At 67.8% G+C, this 20,749-nt stretch carries 24 protein-coding genes and 4 pseudogenes; 12 read left to right on the forward strand and 16 right to left on the reverse strand.

The features are described from left to right. Positions 1-504: 504 nt before the first annotated feature. Positions 505-1,017 carry a hypothetical protein gene (locus BJ965_RS38055; RefSeq protein WP_184918102.1) on the forward strand — a complete coding sequence of 171 codons (513 nt, stop codon included), beginning with the start codon at positions 505-507 and terminating at the stop codon, positions 1,015-1,017. A 37-nt stretch (positions 1,018-1,054) separates the two neighbouring features. On the opposite strand, the gene BJ965_RS39725 is transcribed toward BJ965_RS38055, so the two are convergent. Beyond that, positions 1,055-1,318: a hypothetical protein gene (locus BJ965_RS39725; RefSeq protein WP_246546255.1), complete on the reverse strand. Its 264-nt coding sequence runs from the start codon at positions 1,316-1,318 to the stop codon at positions 1,055-1,057. A 121-nt stretch (positions 1,319-1,439) separates the two neighbouring features. On the opposite strand from BJ965_RS39725, the gene BJ965_RS38065 reads away from it, so the two are divergent. Further along, positions 1,440-2,195 carry a class I SAM-dependent methyltransferase gene (locus BJ965_RS38065; RefSeq protein ID WP_184917992.1) on the forward strand — a complete coding sequence of 252 codons (756 nt, stop codon included), beginning with the start codon at positions 1,440-1,442 and terminating at the stop codon, positions 2,193-2,195. Positions 2,196-2,329: 134 nt separating this feature from the next. Here the strand turns inward: BJ965_RS38065 and BJ965_RS38070 are convergent. Together BJ965_RS38070 and BJ965_RS38075 are read right to left on the reverse strand one after the other, a co-directional pair. Continuing rightward, positions 2,330-2,740 (reverse strand): annotated as a pseudogene (locus BJ965_RS38070) (site-specific integrase); the annotation flags it as partial. 320 nt (positions 2,741-3,060) lie between these two features. Beyond that, a complete protein-coding gene (locus tag BJ965_RS38075) occupies positions 3,061-3,333 on the reverse strand; it encodes an ATP-dependent DNA ligase (protein ID WP_313667670.1) in 273 nt (90 codons plus the stop codon). 460 nt (positions 3,334-3,793) lie between these two features. On the opposite strand from BJ965_RS38075, the gene BJ965_RS38080 reads away from it, so the two are divergent. Continuing rightward, positions 3,794-4,495 (forward strand): restriction endonuclease, encoded by a 702-nt coding sequence (locus BJ965_RS38080; RefSeq protein WP_184916365.1) that lies wholly within the window; start codon positions 3,794-3,796, stop codon positions 4,493-4,495. Between the two features lie 270 nt (positions 4,496-4,765). On the opposite strand, the gene BJ965_RS38085 is transcribed toward BJ965_RS38080, so the two are convergent. The 3 genes from BJ965_RS38085 to BJ965_RS38095 form a co-directional block, all read right to left on the reverse strand. Further along, on the reverse strand, positions 4,766-5,236 hold the full coding sequence (locus BJ965_RS38085; RefSeq protein ID WP_184916369.1) for a DUF6098 family protein: 471 nt from the start codon (positions 5,234-5,236) through the stop codon (positions 4,766-4,768). A gap of 28 nt (positions 5,237-5,264) precedes the next feature. Then, complete coding sequence (locus BJ965_RS38090) at positions 5,265-5,492, reverse strand: DUF5133 domain-containing protein (protein ID WP_184916371.1); 228 nt, start codon at positions 5,490-5,492, stop codon at positions 5,265-5,267. Positions 5,493-5,621: 129 nt separating this feature from the next. Continuing rightward, the gene (locus BJ965_RS38095) at positions 5,622-6,023 is read right to left on the reverse strand and encodes a CBS domain-containing protein (RefSeq protein ID WP_313667671.1); all 402 of its coding nucleotides are present in this window, start codon (positions 6,021-6,023) and stop codon (positions 5,622-5,624) included. Here BJ965_RS38095 and BJ965_RS38100 point away from each other — a divergent pair. From BJ965_RS38100 to BJ965_RS38110, 3 genes are all read left to right on the forward strand, one after another. Further along, a complete protein-coding gene (locus BJ965_RS38100) occupies positions 6,000-6,263 on the forward strand; it encodes an ANTAR domain-containing protein (RefSeq protein ID WP_184916374.1) in 264 nt (87 codons plus the stop codon). The genes BJ965_RS38095 and BJ965_RS38100 overlap by 24 nt on opposite strands. A 318-nt stretch (positions 6,264-6,581) precedes the next feature. Then, positions 6,582-7,220 (forward strand): NADPH-dependent F420 reductase, encoded by a 639-nt coding sequence (locus BJ965_RS38105; RefSeq protein WP_184916377.1) that lies wholly within the window; start codon positions 6,582-6,584, stop codon positions 7,218-7,220. A gap of 238 nt (positions 7,221-7,458) precedes the next feature. Continuing rightward, complete coding sequence (locus BJ965_RS38110) at positions 7,459-7,920, forward strand: ATP-binding protein (protein ID WP_313667673.1); 462 nt, start codon at positions 7,459-7,461, stop codon at positions 7,918-7,920. Between the two features lie 95 nt (positions 7,921-8,015). On the opposite strand, the gene BJ965_RS38115 is transcribed toward BJ965_RS38110, so the two are convergent. After that, on the reverse strand, positions 8,016-8,345 hold the full coding sequence (locus BJ965_RS38115; RefSeq protein WP_246546258.1) for an STAS domain-containing protein: 330 nt from the start codon (positions 8,343-8,345) through the stop codon (positions 8,016-8,018). Positions 8,346-8,594: 249 nt separating this feature from the next. On the opposite strand from BJ965_RS38115, the gene BJ965_RS38120 reads away from it, so the two are divergent. After that, positions 8,595-9,041 carry an ATP-binding protein gene (locus BJ965_RS38120; protein ID WP_184918001.1) on the forward strand — a complete coding sequence of 149 codons (447 nt, stop codon included), beginning with the start codon at positions 8,595-8,597 and terminating at the stop codon, positions 9,039-9,041. Positions 9,042-9,277: 236 nt separating this feature from the next. On the opposite strand, the gene BJ965_RS38125 is transcribed toward BJ965_RS38120, so the two are convergent. Beyond that, a complete protein-coding gene (locus BJ965_RS38125; protein WP_184916383.1) occupies positions 9,278-9,592 on the reverse strand; it encodes a DUF6980 family protein in 315 nt (104 codons plus the stop codon). Between the two features lie 65 nt (positions 9,593-9,657). Here BJ965_RS38125 and BJ965_RS38130 point away from each other — a divergent pair. Next, a protein-coding gene (locus BJ965_RS38130) for an IS5 family transposase (protein WP_376777966.1) occupies positions 9,658-10,532 on the forward strand; the annotation gives its coding sequence in 2 pieces (ribosomal slippage) (positions 9,658-10,038 and positions 10,041-10,532; 873 coding nt in all). A gap of 49 nt (positions 10,533-10,581) precedes the next feature. On the opposite strand, the pseudogene BJ965_RS38135 reads toward BJ965_RS38130, so the two are convergent. Together BJ965_RS38135 and BJ965_RS38140 are read right to left on the reverse strand one after the other, a co-directional pair. After that, positions 10,582-11,818: pseudogene (locus tag BJ965_RS38135) on the reverse strand (IS701 family transposase). A gap of 64 nt (positions 11,819-11,882) precedes the next feature. Further along, positions 11,883-12,374 carry a hypothetical protein gene (locus BJ965_RS38140; protein WP_184916386.1) on the reverse strand — a complete coding sequence of 164 codons (492 nt, stop codon included), beginning with the start codon at positions 12,372-12,374 and terminating at the stop codon, positions 11,883-11,885. Between the two features lie 185 nt (positions 12,375-12,559). On the opposite strand from BJ965_RS38140, the pseudogene BJ965_RS38145 reads away from it, so the two are divergent. Beyond that, a pseudogene (locus BJ965_RS38145) lies at positions 12,560-12,961 on the forward strand (transposase); the annotation flags it as partial. Positions 12,962-12,964: 3 nt separating this feature from the next. Here BJ965_RS38145 and BJ965_RS38150 read toward each other — a convergent pair. Beyond that, positions 12,965-13,600, reverse strand: a pseudogene (locus tag BJ965_RS38150) (class I SAM-dependent methyltransferase); the annotation flags it as partial. 369 nt (positions 13,601-13,969) lie between these two features. On the opposite strand from BJ965_RS38150, the gene BJ965_RS38155 reads away from it, so the two are divergent. Then, positions 13,970-15,955 carry a polyprenyl synthetase family protein gene (locus tag BJ965_RS38155; RefSeq protein WP_313667674.1) on the forward strand — a complete coding sequence of 662 codons (1,986 nt, stop codon included), beginning with the start codon at positions 13,970-13,972 and terminating at the stop codon, positions 15,953-15,955. 59 nt (positions 15,956-16,014) lie between these two features. Here BJ965_RS38155 and BJ965_RS38160 read toward each other — a convergent pair whose 3' ends face one another. Further along, a complete protein-coding gene (locus BJ965_RS38160) occupies positions 16,015-16,842 on the reverse strand; it encodes an ABC transporter permease (protein WP_184916389.1) in 828 nt (275 codons plus the stop codon). After that, positions 16,839-17,444, reverse strand: coding sequence for an ABC transporter ATP-binding protein (locus BJ965_RS38165; RefSeq protein ID WP_184916393.1), 606 nt, complete (start codon positions 17,442-17,444; stop codon positions 16,839-16,841). The genes BJ965_RS38160 and BJ965_RS38165 overlap by 4 nt, the downstream gene beginning before the upstream one ends. A gap of 583 nt (positions 17,445-18,027) precedes the next feature. Here BJ965_RS38165 and BJ965_RS38170 point away from each other — a divergent pair. After that, the gene (locus tag BJ965_RS38170; RefSeq protein ID WP_184918012.1) at positions 18,028-18,531 is read left to right on the forward strand and encodes an ANTAR domain-containing protein; all 504 of its coding nucleotides are present in this window, start codon (positions 18,028-18,030) and stop codon (positions 18,529-18,531) included. Here BJ965_RS38170 and BJ965_RS38175 read toward each other — a convergent pair. Next, a complete protein-coding gene (locus BJ965_RS38175) occupies positions 18,488-18,637 on the reverse strand; it encodes a hypothetical protein (protein WP_184918105.1) in 150 nt (49 codons plus the stop codon). The genes BJ965_RS38170 and BJ965_RS38175 overlap by 44 nt on opposite strands. Before the next feature lie 235 nt (positions 18,638-18,872). On the opposite strand from BJ965_RS38175, the gene BJ965_RS38180 reads away from it, so the two are divergent. Further along, positions 18,873-19,118 carry a hypothetical protein gene (locus BJ965_RS38180; protein ID WP_184916396.1) on the forward strand — a complete coding sequence of 82 codons (246 nt, stop codon included), beginning with the start codon at positions 18,873-18,875 and terminating at the stop codon, positions 19,116-19,118. 80 nt (positions 19,119-19,198) lie between these two features. On the opposite strand, the gene BJ965_RS38185 is transcribed toward BJ965_RS38180, so the two are convergent. Together BJ965_RS38185 and BJ965_RS39730 are read right to left on the reverse strand one after the other, a co-directional pair. After that, complete coding sequence (locus BJ965_RS38185) at positions 19,199-19,924, reverse strand: hypothetical protein (RefSeq protein WP_184916399.1); 726 nt, start codon at positions 19,922-19,924, stop codon at positions 19,199-19,201. Between the two features lie 130 nt (positions 19,925-20,054). Further along, complete coding sequence (locus BJ965_RS39730) at positions 20,055-20,540, reverse strand: FG-GAP and VCBS repeat-containing protein (protein WP_246546260.1); 486 nt, start codon at positions 20,538-20,540, stop codon at positions 20,055-20,057. Positions 20,541-20,749: the final 209 nt, after the last annotated feature.

A 20,749-nucleotide genomic window follows, 5' to 3' on the forward strand; every position in this document is an offset into this window, starting at 1 on the left:
CGTAGCTCTGCTCGGTGCTGTTCTCATGCGGCGAGGACGTCCCGTAGCTCGCGAACAGCGCGTTCGTGGTGGTGCGGGGCGGGGATCGCGTCCCCTGCACGCTGCTCCCTCGAGTCCCCGCCCACCAGGGCGGCCCGAAGCGAAGGAGCCACCCCGATGCCCGCGCACCCACCACCGGCAGGCGCCCGGCGCGCACACCTCACCCACGGACCCGACGAGCACCGGGCAAGCCGGCCCGGCCTCCTGTGGTGCGCGCTTGGGACGCCACTGTGGAACCCACTTTGGGTGCCCGGCACCGAGCAGGACGGAAAACCCGCAGGTCACCGCGCATATAGGGCCGCGCGTCGCGCCGTCACAACTCTCTTCTCTCCTCCTGAACTTCTCTGTGATGTCCGTGGAGGAGGAGATCATCGGGTCCGGGGGCCGAATGCCCTCTGCGGCCGGGCGCGGCCGGCGACCGGCAGGTGGCCGCGCGCGACAGGCGACGGGAAGGGAGCGGAGCTGATGGCGGGGAAGCGGGAGGAGAACCCGGCGGGATCGTCGAACAACCTGCGCGGCGACGTGCTGCGCGTGCTCGGGGTGCTGAAGGTCGCGACGGTCGAACAGATCCAGCAGATCGCAGCCCCGCACCTGAACTACCGGCACACCGACAAGCCGACGCCCTCGAAGCGGAAGCAGGCCCGTACCGCCTCGTACCTCGGGGCGCTCTCCGATCTGCGCAAGCACGGCCTGGCGGAGAACGGCGGGCAGATCTCGGGCGGGGACACGCTGCGGAACCTGACGCCCATGGGCCTGAAGGCCGCCGCTCGCGAGCAGGGGCGGCCGGTGGGGGAGAGGGGCAACCCGGCCCGGGGCGCGGGCCGCACCGGGGCCTCCCACCCGATGGTCGTCAACGAGGGAGGTCGCCCTGCTCTACTTCATCGAGCAGCAGTCCGTGCTGCGCATCGCGGAGATCCTGGGCATCCAGGCATCGGGAGTGCGCAAACACGGGCCGGTAGGGCTCGCCCAGCCGCTTGAAGCACAGGCCCTCCAGCCCGGCCGCCGTCCATCCCAGTCACTGCGCCGCCACGGCCGGGTCGGTGGTCGACGGGCACAGCGTCAGCGGCGCGTCCAGGCCGTGCTCGGCGAACAGCGCCTCAAGGGCTGCGCGCCGTCGCCGGTACGGCCAGCCGGTCAGGTCGGTGTCGCCCTGGTGGACCAGGCCGAAGGCGGAAGCGCGCAGGTTCGCGGAATCTCGGTCCCGCGGAAAGGGGAACTCGCGCGTTGGCCGGTGTTCCCGACGGTATCGCGCACGGGTTAACCAGCCGGTGACATGCACTCACACGGACAACTCACAAACACCGTCAGAGCCATCCTTGCGAAAACCATTGGTGCCCGGCTTGCTCCGCTGATGGACTGACTCCCTACCGTGAGTCTGCCGCGTGACGGAGGTAGTGGTTGTGACAGGTTATGACGTGCTTGCCGAGGTGTACGAATGGCTCATCTCGGATGCAAAGTTGCCTCCAGCCGAGTTCGCTGCGTCGTTCGACGACGTCCTCAATCTCCTGCCGTCGAACGCTCACGTCCTCGACTGTTCGTGCGGAACCGGACAGTTGGCGGTTGGCCTCGCCGGTCGTGGCATGCAGGTTGTCGCAACTGACGCCAGCGAGGCGATGGTTCGTCGGACTACAGAGTTGTCCGAGGAGTTCGGGGCATCCGTCCGGGCCGTACGCGCGAACTGGGAAGAGTTGCCCGACCATTTCCAGGACAACACGTTCGACATGGTGTTCTGCGTTGGCAACTCGCTTCACCATGCCACGGGCGCGACAGGCAGGGGTGCTGCTCTGGAGTCGATGTCACGGCTTCTGCGCCCCGGAGGTCGCTTGGTACTCACATCCCGCACTTGGGAACTCGTGAGGGCCAGAGGTTCCCGGCTGGAGATCAGTGACCGTCTCGTCCGCCGGAACGGTCGCGATGCCGTCGTGGTCTACCGCTGGGAGATTGCGCCGCATTGGGAGCAGGAGCACCACATCGAGATTGCGATCGCGCAAGTTGATGCGACCGGGTTGATTCTTGTCCGCTCGGAACTGCTGTCCTGCTGGCCCTACCGGTACGAGGAACTCGAAGTCGAGCTGCACCGGGTCGGACTCCAGACGGAACTGAGCACGTTCGATCTCGAGGCCGAGAACTACATGGTGGTCGCGAGCAAGGTATAAACACCGGCCTCTCAGTCCCTGGCCGGACCGCGCGGTTGCTCGCAGGACGCTTGCGCCCTCTCATCGGTGCGGGTTCAAGTGGTCAACGCAACGCCTCGGACGAGGAGTGCTCGTCGATCAGACGGCGGTAGATCCGGGGTGAGAAGATACGCCACCGACGCTGCCCGCAGCGCCCGCCTGAACGTCGAGGGCACCATCTTCGGCGCGACCGGCATGTTCAGCGCCGCGACCGCCACAGGCAAGCGCTCGGAGGGAAACAACGGTGCCGACGGATGCTCAGGATCGTCCCGAAACAACCCCCGCAGCTCCTCCACGTACCACCACAGCAGCTCCCGCCCCTGCTCGAACAAGAACGCCTCGCGCTGCCGCGGTCCCGACCCCCGGGCCCCCTTGCCATGAACGAGGAAGCGGCCCCACAGGCCCGACTCCCAGTGCACATCGCGCATACACACGGCGCACAGTTCGGCTGCTCGCACGCCCGACAAGCAGGCGATCTTCGCCATGACGTAGTCGCGGCACGCGACCGCCTCCTTGCGGGCCTGCGGTGCGGCGACGGTGCAACTGGAAGACCTCGGCCAGCCCGGCGCCACCGAGCTCCTCCGCCGGCCTCGGTTCCAGCGCGCTGCGACGAGTTCGGTATTCATCCACGAGCATGCAGATTACGAACCAAGCTCGCAGATTCTGCGAGTTTCTGCGGAAACTCCACCGACTCAGGGACGCGTCGAACACGGGCCTCGGACCTGCCGACACGTAAGAGATCGCACGCAGAGATCGTCTACGAACCCGCGCGTACCCCAGTTACGAAGTGGGCCGGCGCCTCGTCAGCGGCCCGGGCCGCCCCGGCACCGCGGCGTTGGAGCCGGTACTACAGCCGCTCGAATGCGAGCCGGCCTTCCTCCCACACGACGAGCTCACCGTCCAGGGCGGTCGCGTCCGGCAACTGCGCGGCACCGGCCACGATCTCCGGAAACGCCGGGCCCATCTCGGTACCGCGCCTCGAGCGCAGCGCCACCTTCCCTGAGTCGGCGGAGAGCAGCGCCCGGAACCCGTCCCCCTTCAACTCCGCGGCCCAGCCCGGCCGGAGCCGCGGCTCGGGTACGGGCGAGCTCAGCATCGGTTCCGGCAGCGTCCACGTCACGCACCATGCCTTCCACCAAGGCGAGCGGCCGTTCGAGTGCTCTGACCTGAGCACCCCCTGCTCGGTAACGTCCTGTTCAAGTCTTCCTTGATCACCGTGTGTGGTGCTGCGCGGACCGGTTGTCAGTGCCTGCTGTCACCATGGGCGGTCCGGTCATCGAGGGGGAGGCCTGTATGCCTTGGATTCCGGATTACGTGCGCTCTGATGGGACACCGGTGCGGGGGCATTCGCGGTGGCCCGCGGGTGCCAGACGCGAGATGACGATCTTCGCCGGGTTCGCGTTAGCCGTGGTGGCGTTTGGCAACGGCAGCGCGTCGACGGGGAGTGGGGATGCGGCTCCGCGGCCGCAGTCGACCGTGCAGTATCCGATCCGGTTCGACAACGCCCCGCCGCCGCGGATCGTGCAGCCGCGCCCGACGGTGTCGTATGGCGTCCGGTTCCCTGAGGCGGAGGGGAGCCGATGACGCGGCGGCGGCCGTCGGCACGGCGGCGTACCCGGCGCCCGAGCAAGCGGCAGCAGCAGAAGGACGCTCAGCTGATCGCCTTCGCCGTGGTGGCGGCAGCGGTCATCGGCTTGGCGGTGATGGTGGTCAACTGGCTGCTGGCCCACTGGTGGGCCCTCCTCGTCGCCCTGGTACTCGCCGTGCTTGCTGGTATCGGCTGGCTCTCCAACCGGCAGCAGCAGGCCCGATGGGAGGCTGTCCGCGCGCAGGGCCTGCGCTACGCACTGTCCCAACTCGACGCGCTGCATCACGCCAAGTTCGAGGAAGCGGTCCGGGATCTGATGCGCCGCGACGGCTGCCAGGACGCGCAGCGGGTCGGCGGTGGAGGAGATCTGGGCGCGGACGTGAAGGCAACCGACCCGCTCGGGCGGCGCTGGGTGATCCAGTGCAAGCACCGCCGCAACGGCGCCCGCGGCTCGGCGGTGGGCACACCGGATCTGCAGGTGCTCAACGGGACGGCTCGGCCGGTGCACGGCGCGGACGTCGCGGTGATCGTGACGAACGGCCGGGTGACCGGGCCCGCCGTCACCTTCGCCAAGCAGCAGCGGCTGCACGTGGTGGACCGCCAGACCCTGGCGGTGTGGGCCTCGGGGTCCCGGCCACTCTGGGAACTGCTGCGGGCCGTTCCGCCCCCGAGGCGGCCCACGTCTCTGAGCTGAACTGCGGAGCTGGCGCAGGTCGGCGTCGGGCTGGCAGTGGGGGCAGGCGGGGAGCCCGGAGGCCGGGAACCGGCGGGCTTCGTCGCGGTTGATGGCCTGCGCTGTTGCTTGCTGCGCGAGCAGCCAACCCGCATTGCTGCGCAAGGCGAGTGACGCTCCGTCCGTTGCGCTCCCGGAGCTACGGTGCCTACGCTCCGCCGCGCCTCGCGGCCGGGCCCGGAGGCGATAACGCCGCCGGGGGCTACTGATGGTCGTGCCGATTCGGCGACCTCAGGGATGAGGGGGTTCCTCACTAGGCTCGTCTCGGTCGAGTGTGCCCCACTGCCCGGGCTGTTCGGTGATGATGCGGCAGGCGTCCGTGATGACCTGGTCGGCGATCCAGCCGAGGGGTTCGATCTTCGTCACCAGGGGTTCGTTGTCCGGTCCGCGGGCCGTCTCGGAGCCGTGCAGGACCCAGGGGCGGGTGCGGGCGTCCTTGACGTGCGGCAGGTGGCAGTAGTCGTACAGTCGGCGGGCGACCCAGATTCGCACGGGCCGCTCGCCCCACCAGTCTTCGAGGTCCAGCGGGCTGGCCGACAGGCCCGGCAGCTTGATCCCGGTCAGATCGTCCGTACTGCTCGTCTTCGGCAGGTCGCTCTCCGGCCCGCGGGACCAGCGCACGTAGAGGCCGCTGCGGCGGGTGATGAGCTGGGTCAGCTCATCGAGGCTGCTGAACGTCGGCAGGTTGACGGTCGTGGTCATGATGCTTATGGACCGATTCCGGGGGCGATCAGGGGGTCAGGAGGGAGTCGTCTTCGGTACGGGCCCCGGGCAGCCGGTGGCGGGCGGCGACAAGGGCGGCGTCGATATCACGGGTGCCGGTCGACACGCACAGCGTGTACGCGACGTCTTCCATACGCCGACGCGCTTCCGGAGTGCCGTGTTCGGCGTGCAGGACGCGCAGTGTCTCGTACTGCTCGATGAGGTTCTTCAGCACGACGGGGTGGGCCAAGAGCATAGGGGGTCTCCCTCGTCACCGTTGCTCTCATGGGTCATACACCGACCCGTGTGCCCCGGGCCCCGGCCGCCAATCCGGTGCGTTCCCACCCCCACCGGATTGGCAAGAGGTCCGGGGGCCGCGTTCGGCTCAGTCGGTGGACAGGGCCTGGAGCAGATCGCCGACCTTGGGCTCGGGCAGGGATCGGGCGACGTCGGCCTGGGCGACCATGCCGACCAGGTCATGCCCGTCGATCACCGGCAGGCGGCGCACCTTGTGTTCCGTCATGGTGCGCAGGATCTCCTCCACATCGTCGTCGGCGCCGATGGTCACGGCCTCGCCCTGGGCCAGCTCGCCGGCCGAGCAGGTCGCGGGGTCCTTGCCCGCGCCGAGAACCTTCACGACGACATCCCGGTCGGTCAGCACCCCCTTGAGCTTGTTGTCCGTGCCGCAGAGGTGCCGCGGCCTGCGCCCGACGGCACACGTGACGACGCCGCGAACGCCCGCCTTGAGCGCGAGAACGCCCAATTGCGGCAGGCGGTCGATTCGCACGCGAGGATCGACCAGGCCCTCGGCATCCTCATCGCGACGCACCGGATGACGCCGGCCGCCGGGTTCGAGGTGATGCGCGAGGTGTCCCAGCGCACCAATATCAAGCTGCACACGGTCGCAGAGACGGTGATCGGCTGGGCACTGGGGCAGTCGCTGCCCGAGTCGGTGGGGCAGGAACTGGAGGCGGCCGTGCAGCGGCGTTCACGCGAGCAGGACTCTCCGGACGTGGAGACCGGGTAACCGGTGTGGCATCGAAGCTGGCGTAGGAGCGTGAAGCCAGGCGGTCAGCGTGCGCAATGGTGGGGAGCCCTTGCGCCGGGGTCGGCCCACGCTCGCTTGCGTCGGTTTCGGCATCCCCGGTATCGGGATCGGGGCCGTCCGGCATCCGGGTGACGGTGCCCTTCCTGCACGCCACAGCCGACGGTCCTCGGGATAGGGATGCACCTGCACCCTTCGACGTCCTAACCCTGACGCGAGCGGCCCGTGACAGCGCTGTCGGCGGGCAGGCGGACGGACCCGGCGGTGTCGTAGGCACCGTGAGACCGGAAGGCAACAGTCGTGAAGATCAACATTGTGGGCCCGGGCAACATGGGCCGCGCCATCGCCACCCGTGCCCTTGCCGGCGGCCACGGCGTGCGCCTGATCCACCCCGACACCGACCCTGCCCGGGCAGTGGCCGAGGAGCTCAAGCAGCGGTTCCCGGACGGTGAGTGCGACTGGGCCGCTTCGGCGGAGGAGGCTGATGTCACCGTGCTCGCACTGTGGTTCGACGCGGCACTGCAGTTCGCGAGATCCGCCGGGACTGCCCTGGCCGGGCAGGTCGTGGTGGACATCTGCAACCCGATCGACGTCTCAACCATGGATGGGCGGGTGACACCCCCGGACAGCTCGGCTGCCGAGGAGATCCAGCAGGTCCTCGGCGCGGACGTGAAGGTCGTCAAAGCGTTCAACACCACCTTCGCCGGCCCACTGACGACGGGCAAAGCCCATGACTTCCCGCTCGACGTCCTGATCGCCGGAGACGACTCCGCAGCTAAGGACAAGATCGCGGACTTTGTCCGCTCCGGCGAGATGCGCCCGTTGGATGTGGGACCCCTGCGCAGAGCCCGGGAGCTGGAGGCGATGGGATTCCTGCACATTTCCCTCCAGCAGCCACTCGAGCTGAACTGGCAAAGCTCGATCAAGATCCTTCCCTAGACAGGCTGCGGGCGGAATCGTGCTACGCGAAAGAAGCGCACTCTGAGCAGCCGGGCAGGCTCGGATACCTCGCCAATGGCCGAGACGAACCCCACCTGGAGGTGCGCGAACCGGCCCACGCGATCCTGCTGGCGGCTGGGCCGTTCTGCTGTACGCATGGCAGCAGAACGGCCAGGGTACTCGCCCGTCACTCGGCGTGAGGGAGGGTCCAGTGAGCCTTCGTCGTGACGGCTGTCCAGTGCCTGGCGAGTACCTGGTGCGCACGGGCTATGCCGTGGGCGGCGGCGACGGCTGTATCGCACATGCCCGGCATCGCGCCGCCGCCTTCGTCGACCAGGCTGCCCACGATCACCACCTGTCCGTGTCCGCTCACGAGAGGTACCTCACCCAGCTGGTGGTCACCGAGCTCGTCACCAACGCCCGCAAATACGCTCCCGGTCCCGTCCTGATGGAACTGCGTATCACGGTCAGCTCGGTGGAAGTCGTCGTCTGGGACAGTGATCCCTCGATCCCGACGGCCCGGGCCGCCGATCCCCGCCGGATCGGCGGCCACGGCCTGGAGATCGTGAAAGCCGCCGCTGAGGGCTTCGAGATACAACGGGAACAGGCGGGCAAACGCATCACCGCCCGCATTGCCCTCACCAGTACCTCCGGCGGCGCCCCCAACGCTCCACGAGCTGATCACCATCACCTAGCGTGAACCGAAAGCCGTGCAGGAGTTGCTGCAGTCAACGCCGGCCGGTCCACATAAAGCTCGACAGCGGCCCTTCACATCGTGGCCCGGCGCAGCGCTGGTCAGGCGGTCAGGGCCTGCTCGACGGTGGGATGGCAGCCGATGACTTGGTCCAGGCCGACGAGCTGAAAGACCCGCAGCACCGATGTCTGGGCGCCGGCCATACGCAGCCACCCCTGCGAGCCGCCGACGGCCTGGTAGGCGGCGATGAAGACGTTGATACCGCTGGAGTCGATGAACGTCACGCCGCTGAGGTCCACTACGGTCCGCGGCGGCATCGTCCCGTCGCAGGACATCAGAGCCTCGGTGAGGACGTCCTTGACATCCTGGTCGATCTCGCCGCGCAGGGTGACCAGCCGAATGCCCTCGACGTCTGTGCACTCAGCTGACATGCGGCAGGGCCGGGCTGCTCCGTGGGTGTCTGTCACCATGTCCTCGCCTGCGCTCGCGGATGGGGGCTTCAGGCCTCGACTCGATCAGCGTCGCCAGCCTGCCCCGATGTTACGGCGAACACGTGTGCGGCCCATTGCCCGTACCCCCACAGGGCGTGTAGTCCATAGTTTGCGGTACGCGCAGGCGTGTGAACAGGGGGAACAAGGGTGGAGCCGACTGAATCAGTCCCCGAGGGGGAGGGCTGCCTGCTGCCGGGCACCTCACCGATACAGGACACCATTGCCCTGGACGGTGACGGGCACGTGATCGCTGAGGCACGCCACCGGGCGGCCGGCTTCCTCACCCGCGTCCAGGCCGAACACGGCATACCGGTATCGGCACGCGCCATGGACCTGACCCAGCTCGTGGTCAGCGAGCTGGTCACCAATGCCCGCAAGTACGCCCCTGGCCCCGTTCTGATGGAACTGCGCATCAACGGGGCCGTGGTGGAAGTGGTGGTGTGGGACAGCGACCCGGTCCTGCCGGTGGCGCGGGCCGCCGACGCGGGCAGAGTCGGCCAGCACGGCTTGGAGATCGTCATGGCAGTTGCGCAGGGCTTCGAGGTCCAGCGCGAGCCGGTCGGCAAACGCATCACTGCCCGTATCGCCCTGCCCGACGATCCTGGCGGGCACGTCAGCGGACGCCGCCCGCAGTAGCACCCGGCACTCCCCGCCGGCCCTACGGTGTTGCCTGAGGGCCTGCCGTGAAGCAATGGGCTGCAGGGGGCGACGTGAGCGGGGAGAGGTCGGGCGGGTTGGGGCGGCGCCACGGCCGGAGGTGTCGGGGCGACATCGGTGCCCCGCCTTCGCCACTCGCACACCGTCGGCGCTCAGCGCTTCGGGCGAGTCGACCCCTAGGGAGTGTGTCGGAAGTGGCCCGAGCTGCTGGTTCGTTACTCCTGGTACAGAGAGCCGAGCCAGCGATCATCCTGGAACTCGGCAGGCACCTCGTCCTCCCAAGGATCGATCCCGCGGCGCTCCAGCTCGTCAAACCATCGGTCCCGCCGTGACTCGGGGAGGCGTCGTCCGCACCAGGGGCAGAAGTCGATCGTGATGCTCGACGTGCCGCCGTCGTGGATGATCAGCCCGTACTCCTGGAACTTGGCGCTGAAGTCAACCAATGCGTCCGGGCAGGCGAAGGAGTCATCGTGCTGGTCGCAACCCACGTTCACGCGACTGGTCATCGCCTCGCAGCAGTGATTGGTCATGACCTCGGCTTCTCGTTGATCGGCATCGTGACCAGAAGTAGATCACGGTCTGTAATGATCACCGGGTGGCACGTGGAGATCTGACGGACGCGCAATGGGCGGTGCTGGAGGGGCTGTTGCCGAAGGGTAAGAAGCCCGGCCGACCACCGGTATGGAGCCGACGGCAGCTGATCGACGGCATACGGTTCCGCGTCCGCACCGGTATCCCGTGGCGGGACATGCCCGCCAAATACGGTCCCTGGGGCCGGGTCTACGACCTTTTCCGCCGCTGGCAACGGGACGGCACCTGGCATCGGATATTCACCGCATTGCAGGCACAGGCCGACACGGAGGACCTGATCACCTGGGATCTCAACATCGACTCCACCGTCTGCCGGGCCCACCAGCACGCCGCAGGGGCGCGGAAAAGGGGGAACTGCAGAAAGAGCCGCCTGGTGGAGTCGCCATCGAGCCGGAAGATCACGGACATGGGCGCTCGCGCGGTGGCCTGACCACCAAACTGCATCTCGCTGTCGAACAGGGACAGAAGCCCATGTCGATCGTGATCACGGCTGGGCAGCGGGGTGACTCCCCGCAGTTCGAGGTCGTCCTGAGCCGCGTCCGGGTGCCACGGATCGGACCCGGCAGGTCCCGCACCCGTCCCGACCGCGTGCGCGCTGACAAGGCATATTCCTCCCGCGAGAACCGCTCCTACCTGCGGCGGCGTGGCATCAGCTGCACCATCCCGGACAAGGCCGACCAGGCTCGGAACCGTAAGGAACGGGGCTCCCTCGGCGGGCGGCCGCCAAAGTTCGACCCGGAGGACTACAAGGCTCGGCATGCGGTCGAGTGCGGCATCAATCGCCTCAAAAGGCACCGCGCCGTGGCCACGAGGTACGACAAACTCGCGGTCCGCTACGAGGCGACCGTCCTCGTAGCGGCCATCAATGAGCGGCTGTGACCGGCACATTCGATACACGCCCTAGTACTCCAGCCGTAGATCGTGATCTTCATGGCTGGACGGCCGCTTGATGTCGGTAGTGGCACCGGCGGGCGCGGGCTTGATGCCGACGTCGCCAGTGTGACCAGCGCAGGCGGTGTGCGAGGTCGTGGGCTGGGCGGATCAATGCCGCGAACAGGTGCTGGATCTCGTTGCCGGTCATGGGGATCAGGCCGTCGGGGGCGGGTCGGTCGCGGCGTTCGGTGGCTGCAGTGCAGAGGAAGGCGTGGGCGAGCATGGCGAGGGTGGCCCAGCGGTGCCAGGAGGTCCAGCGGCGGACCTGGTGCTCGTCCAGGCCGGTCAAGCCCTTGCTTGCCTGGAACTCTCCTCGATCGTCCAGCGCCGTCCGGCCACCCGCACCAGCTCGGACATCGGCACCGGACGCGGTGAGAAGCAGCGGTAGAAGGCGAGTTCACCGGTGCGACGGTTGCGACGGACCAACAGGCACCACTGGCCGGGCCAACCGGCGGTGTCGTGGATGTCGATCCGGGCCCAGTCGTAGTACCGCTCACCCTTCGCGCCTGCTCCGGCCGACAGCCGCTGCCAGGCCCGCTTCGGGATCCGCGCGGCCAGGGTCTTCGCCTGGAACTTACCGGCGGGCGTCATGACGGAGTGGGTGCTGGACACCGCCAGGACGTAGCCGGTCCGACGATGTTCCAGGGCGGTCCGCAGGTGCGGGTTGTCGCCGTAGACCTCGTCGCCCGCGACCCAGCGCGCGGGTGCTCCCGCGTCCAAGGCCCGCTCGACCATGCGGGCGGCAAGTTGGGGTTTGGTGGCGAAGGCCAGGCCGTCGGGGATGCCCGCGCTCCGGCAGCGGTCCGGTGCCTCGGTCCACGAGCGCGGCACATACAGGGCTCGGTCGATGGCGGCGTGTCCGCGGGCGGCGGAGTACACGAGATAAACGGCGACCTGGGCGTTCTCGACTCGCCGGCCGTGCCGGTGTACTGACGCTGGACACCGACGGTCGCGGTGCCCTTCTTCAAATCGCCCGTCTCGTCGACCACGAGCACCGCCTCGGTGTCGCGCAGGTGCTCGACCACGTAGGCCCGTATGTCGTCACGAATCGCGTCGGCGTCCCATTTCGCCCGGTGGAGCAGGTGCTGCATGCCGTCCGGAGTGGCATCGCCCGCGTGCTCGGCCAGGGTCCAGCAGTTCTTCCTCGGCAGGTCCGACAGCAGCCCGGAGACCAACCGCCGCACCCGGTGACGGGGTTCAACTCGGGAGAACCGGCCGGCGATCCGACTCATCAGTCCTTCGAATGCCTCCTGCCAGTGGGCAGGCACTACGGCGGCGTCCGAGGCCGCCGCGTAATCATTGGTTGTCCACACAACACCCCATGATCAACGGCGGCCTCGGACGCCACCGAAGCCAGTAGTCGGGCCCCTCGACTCGGTAGCGAACATCGACACCGGCAACGAACCGCAGCTCACACACGAGCCGACGGGCGCCGTCCGGCGCCAAGCGGTGCGGCGCCAACAGCAGCTCCAGCTCGTCATAGCGGGCGTCGACCCCGCCGTGGCCCGGATGGCTCTCCTGTCCGACCTCGCCCGCCTCACGGCGCTCATACCACCTGGCGTAGATCGCCCACTGCTCGCGCTCCAACTCCGCCACCGCCTCGCTTGCGGGCCAGACCTGGTACTCATCGACTTCATGGCTGTGGTCGAAGACGTGCATCTCGAAGTAGTGAGGCTTCCCGTCGATGTCAGCAAGGCCGGCCCACGGCCCGTCGTACCACTCCGACTCGGCGTACACCCGCTCGAAGCCGTCCGCGATCAACTGCTCTTCGCCCCAGATCTCAGCCACGCAGGCAGGCTACCGGCGAGCAGTCTCCGTATCCATGATCACGATCTACGGCTGGAGTACTAGCTGCCCTTGCCACACCGTGGAAAGACCGGGCTACCCCGTGGGAAGACCGGCTTCGGCAAGAACGACCAAGCCACCGCTATAAGACATCGTTTCTTATGGCCCGATCGCGCGTTGAACCGGGCATGACGATTCCTGTTGAGCGGTTGGTACCGGACGAGTTGTGGGCTCTGTTCCGGCGGGTGGTGCCGCCCGCCGAGGTGAAGCGTCCACAGGGCGGGGGTCGGCGTCGAAGCCGGTGACCGCGAGGCACTGGCCGCGATCATCTTCGTCGCGACCTCCGGCTGTACGTGGCGGCAGCTCCCGCCGGTGTTCGGTCCGGCCTGGCAGACGGTGTACCGGAGGTTCGCACAGTGGAGTCGGGACCGGGTCGGGGCCCGGCTCTACCGCGTGGTCCTGGATGAACTCGGTGCTCGGAGTGAGCTGGACTGGTCGCGATGCGCGATCGATTCGGTCAGCATCCGCGCAGTAAAAGGGGGATGCTGACGGGACCGAATCCGACCGATCGTGGCAAGTCAGATGGGCGATCCCTAGCTCAGTTTCCAGGCAGTGAGCTGGAAGAGCCGGGCAGTGTGCATGTAGGGCGGCCGGGCGGTGGTGGCGAGTTCGAGGCGTTCGAGGGCTTCGTAGAAGTCCGGTTCGTGCTTGCGTACGTCGTCGGTGATGTAGTCGCAGAAGCTGCGGATCCCGTAGCGGGCGATGTCCCGGCATCCGGCCTCCCGCATGGTGCGGATGATCTCTTCAACTGTGTGGAGCGTCAACGCCGAGTTGAACATCTGCGTCCGCGCCTGATCGGTGTCGAGTGCGGCGAGTGCCGCTGCGGGGTCCATCTCCCGGACGGCGATGTTCAAGGGCGCCGAATGCCGGTTGATCGCCATGACGGAGGTCAGGCCCCCGGCCTTCAGCGGGGAGAGTGCCGAGGCGAGGGTGCCTGGGACCTCGTCCATGTATTGCAGGAGGTTGTGGCAGAGCACGACATCGAATTGCCCGTTGGCGAGGTCGCGGGGTAGATCGGTCGCGTCGGCCTCGACGCAGTTGATCAGCTCCGTCACGCCCCTTGCCACGGCTCGCTCGGTGGCCGCTGCGAGCATGGCGGGTGCGTAGTCAACGATGGTGACATGGTGCCCGCGGGCCGCGAGGCGGATGGCGTCTCCGGTGTCGCCGCCGGCGAGGTCGCACCCACTTCAACTGGTCTGCCAGGCCGCCCGACTGTCGGCCGGAGCCAGGGCGGCGCGTCCAACGGCAGACCACCGCGAACGCGCCCCACGCAGAGCAGACAGCTCATGCGATTAGGTGGTTTAGCGCAGGAAAAGACGCGTACTGCGGCAGTCTCCTGTTTCCTGGCGGCGAGGCGTGGAGGTGGTCACAACGGGGAGCGGGTACTGCGACGTTCTGCTGCTGCGTGTCGGCTGTCCTAGCGCTCGGTGAACACCAACCAGTGTCAGGAGCACACAATGCCACCTTCTGGGATTGACCCTGCTGCTTTTCCATGTCTGGAGGCGGACTTGGACAGGGTCCGTGACGCTCTGGGACCGGTGCGTATCCAGGGCAGGCCCGAACTCGACGCGCTCACGCAGGAAGGGCCCGGTACGTCCCGTGGCCTGGTCCGTCCCACCCTTGCTCTGCTCTCGTACTACGTTCTTACGGGTCCTTCGGTGCCGGCCGATGACCGGGCAGTGCTCGCCGCCGCAGCCGTCGAGATGCTGCACCTGGGCGCGCTCTACCACGATGACGTCGTGGACCACGCTCACGAGCGCCGGGGCCGCCCCAGCGCCAACGCGGTATGGGGTGACCACCTGGCCATCCTCGCCGGGGACTGCGTGATGCTCACCGGCCTGAGCATGCTGGCGCAGCTTGGTCAGCGCGAAGTCGTCGAGGGAACGATGGCGAACGAGCGGATGTGCGCCGGCATGGTGATGGAGGCGGCCGACCTGTATGCGGTCTCGCGCAGCGAGCAGGCCTATCTCGACGCGATTGGGGGCAAGACGGCGCATCTGTTCGCCCTGGCCTGTCGGCTGGGGGCGATGCAGGCAGATGGGGGCGGCGGCCGGCAGGAGAGCCGAGAGGAGGCGCTGGCCGGGTTCGGCTGGCAGTTCGGGTACGCCTATCAGTTACGCGATGACATTCTCGATCTGACGTCGACCGCTGAGGAGTTGGGTAAGCCCGTCAACACCGATCTGTCCGAGGGTGTCTACACCCTGCCTGTGATCCGTGCGGTTTCCCGCGACCGCGACCTTGGCCGTCTTTTGGGCAAGGAGATGACACAGGAGGAAGCCGCACGTGCCCGGGACCTCGTTGTCGCCTCCGGGGCGGTGCAGGAGGCGCAGGCGGTGGCCGACGCGTACATGACCGAGGCCGCTGATCAGCTTTCCCACCTTACCGATCACTCTTATGCGCTCGATGGTCTGACGGCCTACGCTCGGGCCGTACTCGACCGGCCCACTGCTTCCCGTCCCGCGGTTATCCCCCACCAGGTCCGGCAGGCCCCTCAGCCCCAGAACAGCGCGCACGCTGAGCAGGTCACGAGGCGGCTGAAGGGCTGGCTCGTGGAGACCGGCATCGCCGCCACCCCAGCCGAGGCTGACCATCACCGGCTGTCGGGCGCTCTGTCGATGATTGAGCGGATCATTCCTCGGGTGGCGGATGAGGCTGGCAACGCCGATGGCAATGACGATGACCTCTTCGAAAGGAAGCAGACCAGCGCAGCGTTGGGCATGCTGTTCGGTGTGTGGGACGACCTGTTCGAGGATCCGCAGCTGACGGACCCGCGCGCTGTTACCGCGCTGAGGGAAGGACTGGTGGCGACATTGCGCCAGTCCCCGGGCGAACCGTGGACGCACGGCGCGATCCCGACGTCCTGGGCGCAGTTGTGGCCGCGCCTGTGTAAAGGCAGGACAGTCCAGTGGCAGGAGGCATTGCTCGACAACATCGAGGAGTGGCTCCACGCCTGCGAGCGTGAGGCATGCCACCGCATCAGCGGCTACATCCCCTCACCAGCGGACTGGCTGCCGCTGCGGAGGTCGACTGGTGGCTTCGAGGTCGGCCTGGCGTGCTCGGAGATCGTGCAGGACCGGGAGATGCCGCCGGCGGTGCGCAGCCACCGCCTGGTCCGACGTCTTGAGGATCTCGGCTTCTTTGTCGTCTTCGCTGAGAACGACCTGGCGGGCGTGGACCAAGACGAGGCTGACCAGGTCCCCTACAACCTGGTCAGGGCGATCCGTCACGAGATGGGGTGCAGCCGCGCGGAAGCCATCGAGCGGGTGGAGCGCCAAGTGGCGGAGAAACGTGCCCAATTCAACGCGGTATACAAGTACGTGCCTGTGCTCTTCCGCACGTTGCCCGGCCTCTCCGGCCAGGGTGACCGGTATGCGGCGATCTACGATATGTTGAAACTGTTTTTCGATCTGCGGCAGGGCGAGTCCGAGAGGTACCAGCCGAAGACCACGGCCGTGGGACCGGACCTGGAGCGTCTGCGTCGTGAGATCAGCCGGCCTGCCGCCCCGGCCCCGTCCACGCGGTAGTCCCGGGGGCTAGAGAAAGACGGTGTCCCTGTGCGGCTGTTTGTACAGGGACACCGCCCTCATCGATCCGCCGCCTTACCGAACGGCACCGGGTCGGCATCCGCCTGCCCGCCAATCCGCGCAGCGGCTGTCAGCGCGGACCGGGTCCGCCGATGGAAGGCAAGCAGGCCAATGAGCGCGCCGGCGGTGAACCAGGCCAGCTGGACGGCGAAGTCCACGGCGGGCACGCTGGTGGAGAAGCCTGCGGCTGTCGCAGCCTGCATGGCACCGTATGAGGGCAGCCAGCGCACCATGCCGCTGTCCGCCCCGCCACTGGCCAGGGGATTCTGCAAGCCCAGGTCCACGACGCTGATCATCACAATGGCGAACATGCCCTCCACCTCGCGGCGCAGGAGCGTGCCGAGGGCGACGCCCAGCGCGCCGTAGGTCATCGCCGTGCCAAACAGCGCCGCGCCGAGCAACACGGGCTGCCGAGGCGACCAGAAGCAGCAGATGACCGCAGTGGCGTACGAACAGACGGCCACCGACGCAATGACCAGGCAGGCGACCTTCGCCAGCCCCAGCGGAACCCGGGGAAACCCGGCCATGGACAGACGGCGGTCGAATGCCCCATTGCTGAAGGTCGCCGCGAACATCATGAATCCGATGATCAGCGTGACCCCGTTCAGCGCCCCGGTGATCTGGGTGATCTTGTCACTGTCGGCGGTCAACACGTGACGGGTGCTGTGCAGCCGGAACTGCACCGGCTCCTTGGTGACAGCCCAGCCCGTCATGATGACCCACACAGGGAGGAACACCGCCACGAGCAGCATGGCGAACCGGTTCCTGGCGTGCTCCACCAGGCCATAACGTGTGGCGATCTTGAACAGCCGCACCTCTCGCCTCACCGCACCTCCTCCTGCCGTCCGTGCAGCACACCGTCCCGCAACCGCCACACCTGATCGAGCCGATCGGTGTCGTAGGCCAGATGCGAGACGACGAGAACCGATCGGCCGGCCGCACGCAGGTCCCCGACCAGATCCCAAAAACGCAGGTACGTCTCCCAGTCGAACCCCTGGTACGGCTCATCCAGCAGCAGCACCTGCGGGTCGTGCATCACCGCGAGCGTCAGATTCAGCTTCTGCCGCGTGCCGCCACTGAGCGTTCCCACCAGAGCCCCGGCGTACTGGGCGAAACCCAGGATCGCCATGACCTCCTCCGCCCGCCGCAGATCCGGAACGTCATAAGCCGCAGCGAAGAGCTCTAGATGCTGACGCACCGTGAACACATCGTTCAGCACCACCTGCTGAGGGCAGTACCCGAACCGCCCACCGTGCCGGACCACGCCCTGCTCCGGCCGGAGCTCCCCCGAAAGGATCTTCAACAGCGTCGACTTGCCCGCCCCGTTCTCGCCGACAATGCCCACCACCGACCCCGCGGGCAGCGCGACATCGATACCGCGCAATACCCGCCGAACGCCGTAGGAATGATGGACTCCCTCTGCCTCCATCAACGCCCCCTCTCCCTCACCCCCGAGGCAGGCCATATGGATGCCCCACAACTGCCAACGAACCAAGGGCCGCATGGAAACGCCACAGCACAGGCGAGCCAGGACAAGCCGTCACGGACGGAGAAGGGCAGGATGCATCCAGCCGGGAGGAACTAGCCCCCGCGATGTGTCACCACTGCCGGGTTCTGAGCTGAATGGTCGAAGGAGCATCCATTCGAGCGGCGCCTGGCAGCGCGGGCGGGAACGCGCCAGAAACCCGCGCACACCACGGCGGCAGATGGGGAAACACGCTACGCGTCCTACCGACCCTCACACCGCGGTGAGTGCCAAACCTGCGAAGTGCCCATAAGCCGACCGTGCGCGCGGTGGTCCGCAGAGCCGCCCGCAACGCCCGCACTGCCCCGCCCCGCCGATCCGCCAGCGGATTGACCAGTCCAACGCCGGAGCTGTTCACCGCGTCACGGCCAGCGCGCGGGCGTTCACATTCTGCGTCCTGGTCCTGATGGTGCTCGAACAAGGCGGGGCCCGGCCACGGCGCGCAGCTGTGCTCACCCGCGCCCAGTTCGGGGCTGCTTCAACGGCCATGCCGGGTCTGCTCGATGCCGCGGTGTGTGGGCGGGGGTGTGTAGGTCACTCGGCAGGTGAGGGGTTGGGGACACAGCCTCTCGGGTTTTCGCTGGCCCGTGAGGGCATAACTAGCGAAGCCCTCCAGCTTGCAGGTGATCTTTGCGTCGCAGGGGGAAGTCTTGCGGCTCCGGTGAAAGGGCAGGCGCCCCAGTTGCGCCAGGCGGTCGATTCGCACGCGAAGGTCGATCAGGCCATCGGCGTCCTGGTCGCGGTGCACCGCATTGAGCCGGCGGCTGGGGTCGAGATGTTGCGGGAGGTTTCCCAGCACACGAACGTGCGGCTGCGCCCGGTCGCCGGGGATGGTGATCGACTGGGCGCTGGGGGAGTTCCTGCCGCCGTCGGTGGGCCGGGAGCTGGAGGCGGCCCTGCGACGGCGCGTCGGTGCGGGCGACGACTTGGATCAGCCGGGGAAGCGGTCAGGCGGTCAGGGCCTGTTGGACGGTGGGGTGGCAGGGGATGAGGGTGTCGACGCCGGTCACCTGCAGCACGCGCCGGACAGCCTGCCGGGCGCCGACGACCCTGGCCGGCACCGCCTCGCCCTCACCCAGCAGCGCCTCATGGACCATAGGCGACAGCAGTACTGGCGTGAACGCGACAGCTGCGCATCCGCCGGTCCGGGCTCGTCCCAAACCGACGGGGCCCGAGCCTCTCTCACCGCCCCTCCCGGTGCGCCCGTTTGAGGTGAGGTATCGAAGGACCTACCAGGCCCCTCTACTCATGACGCGATCATTACTTCGCACCCTGGAGTGTCCAGGGCCAGAGCGCGCGGATCTTCCGGACGGGTGGGGCCGGGACGTTGAGATGATCCGCCAGGTTCTGCGGCGGGCCGGATGTACGGAGTTCAGCGGCACCGAAGACGGCTTCGTCGTCGATCACGGCCCAAACGAGGAACGGCTCCGCGTGGTGTGCACGATCGAGCGTGGGACGGCGGTGCAGCGGGAGCTGCGGCGATACCGCCAGGCGCTCACCCAGGCGGGCATGCAGGTCGGGCGGCTCTCCAAGGACCGCAACACCTTGCTCGTGTCGACGCCAGACACCACGGCGTAGGCGGCACCTGCCGGACCGGTAGAGGCTCGAACTAATCGCGTCGTGTCTGTGATCGCCCGTAGCCGGTGGGGTCGTAGCCTCTATCTGGGCTGTTCGCGGATCACGGCGAAGAGCGCCCGGTCTGTTGGACGCCCGGTGGCGTCGAAGGCACGGTGCCGGCCGAGATGCTTGACGCGGCCACCTGAGCAGTTCGCCAGCAGGTACTCGCCGAGCCAGACGTCTGGTGTCGGCGCCATCGCGGGAAGACCGAACTCTTGGGGCATCTCGTCCTCGCCACTGTCGAAGAACATCACTTTTCCGGTCCGTGTCCATACCTCCCGCAACAGTGCTGTGGCGATTTCTAGGCCCTGTCCGCGCACCAGGTGATGCCACAGCGACAGAACGAGCGTGCAATCGGTTGCCGGCAGCAGGTTGACCGTGTCTGGCCGCAGCTCGAGCTCCATGACCGCGACGTTGGTCAGCCGGTTCCGCCGCACTGCGGTGGTCATGGTGCGCACGTACTTGGGCTCGGATTCGAGGGCGATTGCCGCTACCCTCCGGCGGGCGAGCTGGATCGGGAAATAGCCGACGTTCGCACCGACATCCAGCGCCGTTTTCACGCTCAGCTCTTCGATAACCGGCTCCATCGCCGCCCATCGCGACGCACTGCCGACCGCCCGCTTCGCCTTTCGCACCGGCAGCCCCGGCACCGGCTGGTAGACGCCGTCCGGCAGCGAATCCAGCCTCAGCCGGATCGAATCGATCGCGTCATCGACCACCAGGCGAACACGGTGCAGCACCCGCCCCGCCGGGATCCGCTGATGCACACGCACCACCCGCGTGGACGTCTGAACCCCGTACTTCCGACTCACGAGCCACCTCGATCACATATAGGCGCGGGCCCCCGCAGCCACTATCGACCACAACAGCCGACAAACCGGGCCATGACAGCCCGCATCAGCGCCCCCGGTCGCGGCCGCCTGCCCGGATGGGTGCGTTAAGGACGCGGCGTGGCCCAGCCTCCGTGTCCGCCCTGAGATTCTTGAATGTGGCCCCCACCTTCGAAGACCTCGTGACGCTGCAGCGCACCGCCGCCGGACCAGAAGGGGCCGGCACTGTGACATGCCACTGGCGGTGAAAGTGCTGCCAGAGGGTGCAGTTGCCGCGGTCTTCGTAAGGGGCGGAGACGGCGAGGTCTGCCCTGCCGTCGCGGTTGAAGTCGGCGAGGCGGACCTGGGAGCCGAAGACGTCGTTGTTCTCGGCGCTGCCAGTGGTCCCGGTGGTGTCCTGTGAGTAGCGTGCCGCGCCGGTGGTGGTGAGCCCGCTGGCGCTTGCGCGCAGCACGAGTACGTCGCCTGCCCTGGAGGCTCGGCCGAGGGCCTCGTAGGGGATGCCGACGGCGAGGTCTGCGCGGTGGTCTCCGTTGATGTCGTCGATGGACATCGCCGCGCCGAACTTGTCTCCTTCTCGTTGGCGCCGGGGATGCCGGCGGTGTTCTGGTGGTAGATGCGGCCTGAGGGGGCGAGGCCGCCATCGATCTGGGGGTCGCTGTAGCGGACGGTGATGTAGCCGGAGGCCCGGCATCGCGCCGCCGCCTTCGTCGACCAGGCACGCTTCATCGGTCCGCGCAGCGCGCCAGGCATCCCGACGCT

Source organism: Streptomyces luteogriseus, assembly GCF_014205055.1.
In the GTDB taxonomy this organism is placed as follows: domain Bacteria; phylum Actinomycetota; class Actinomycetes; order Streptomycetales; family Streptomycetaceae; genus Streptomyces; species Streptomyces luteogriseus.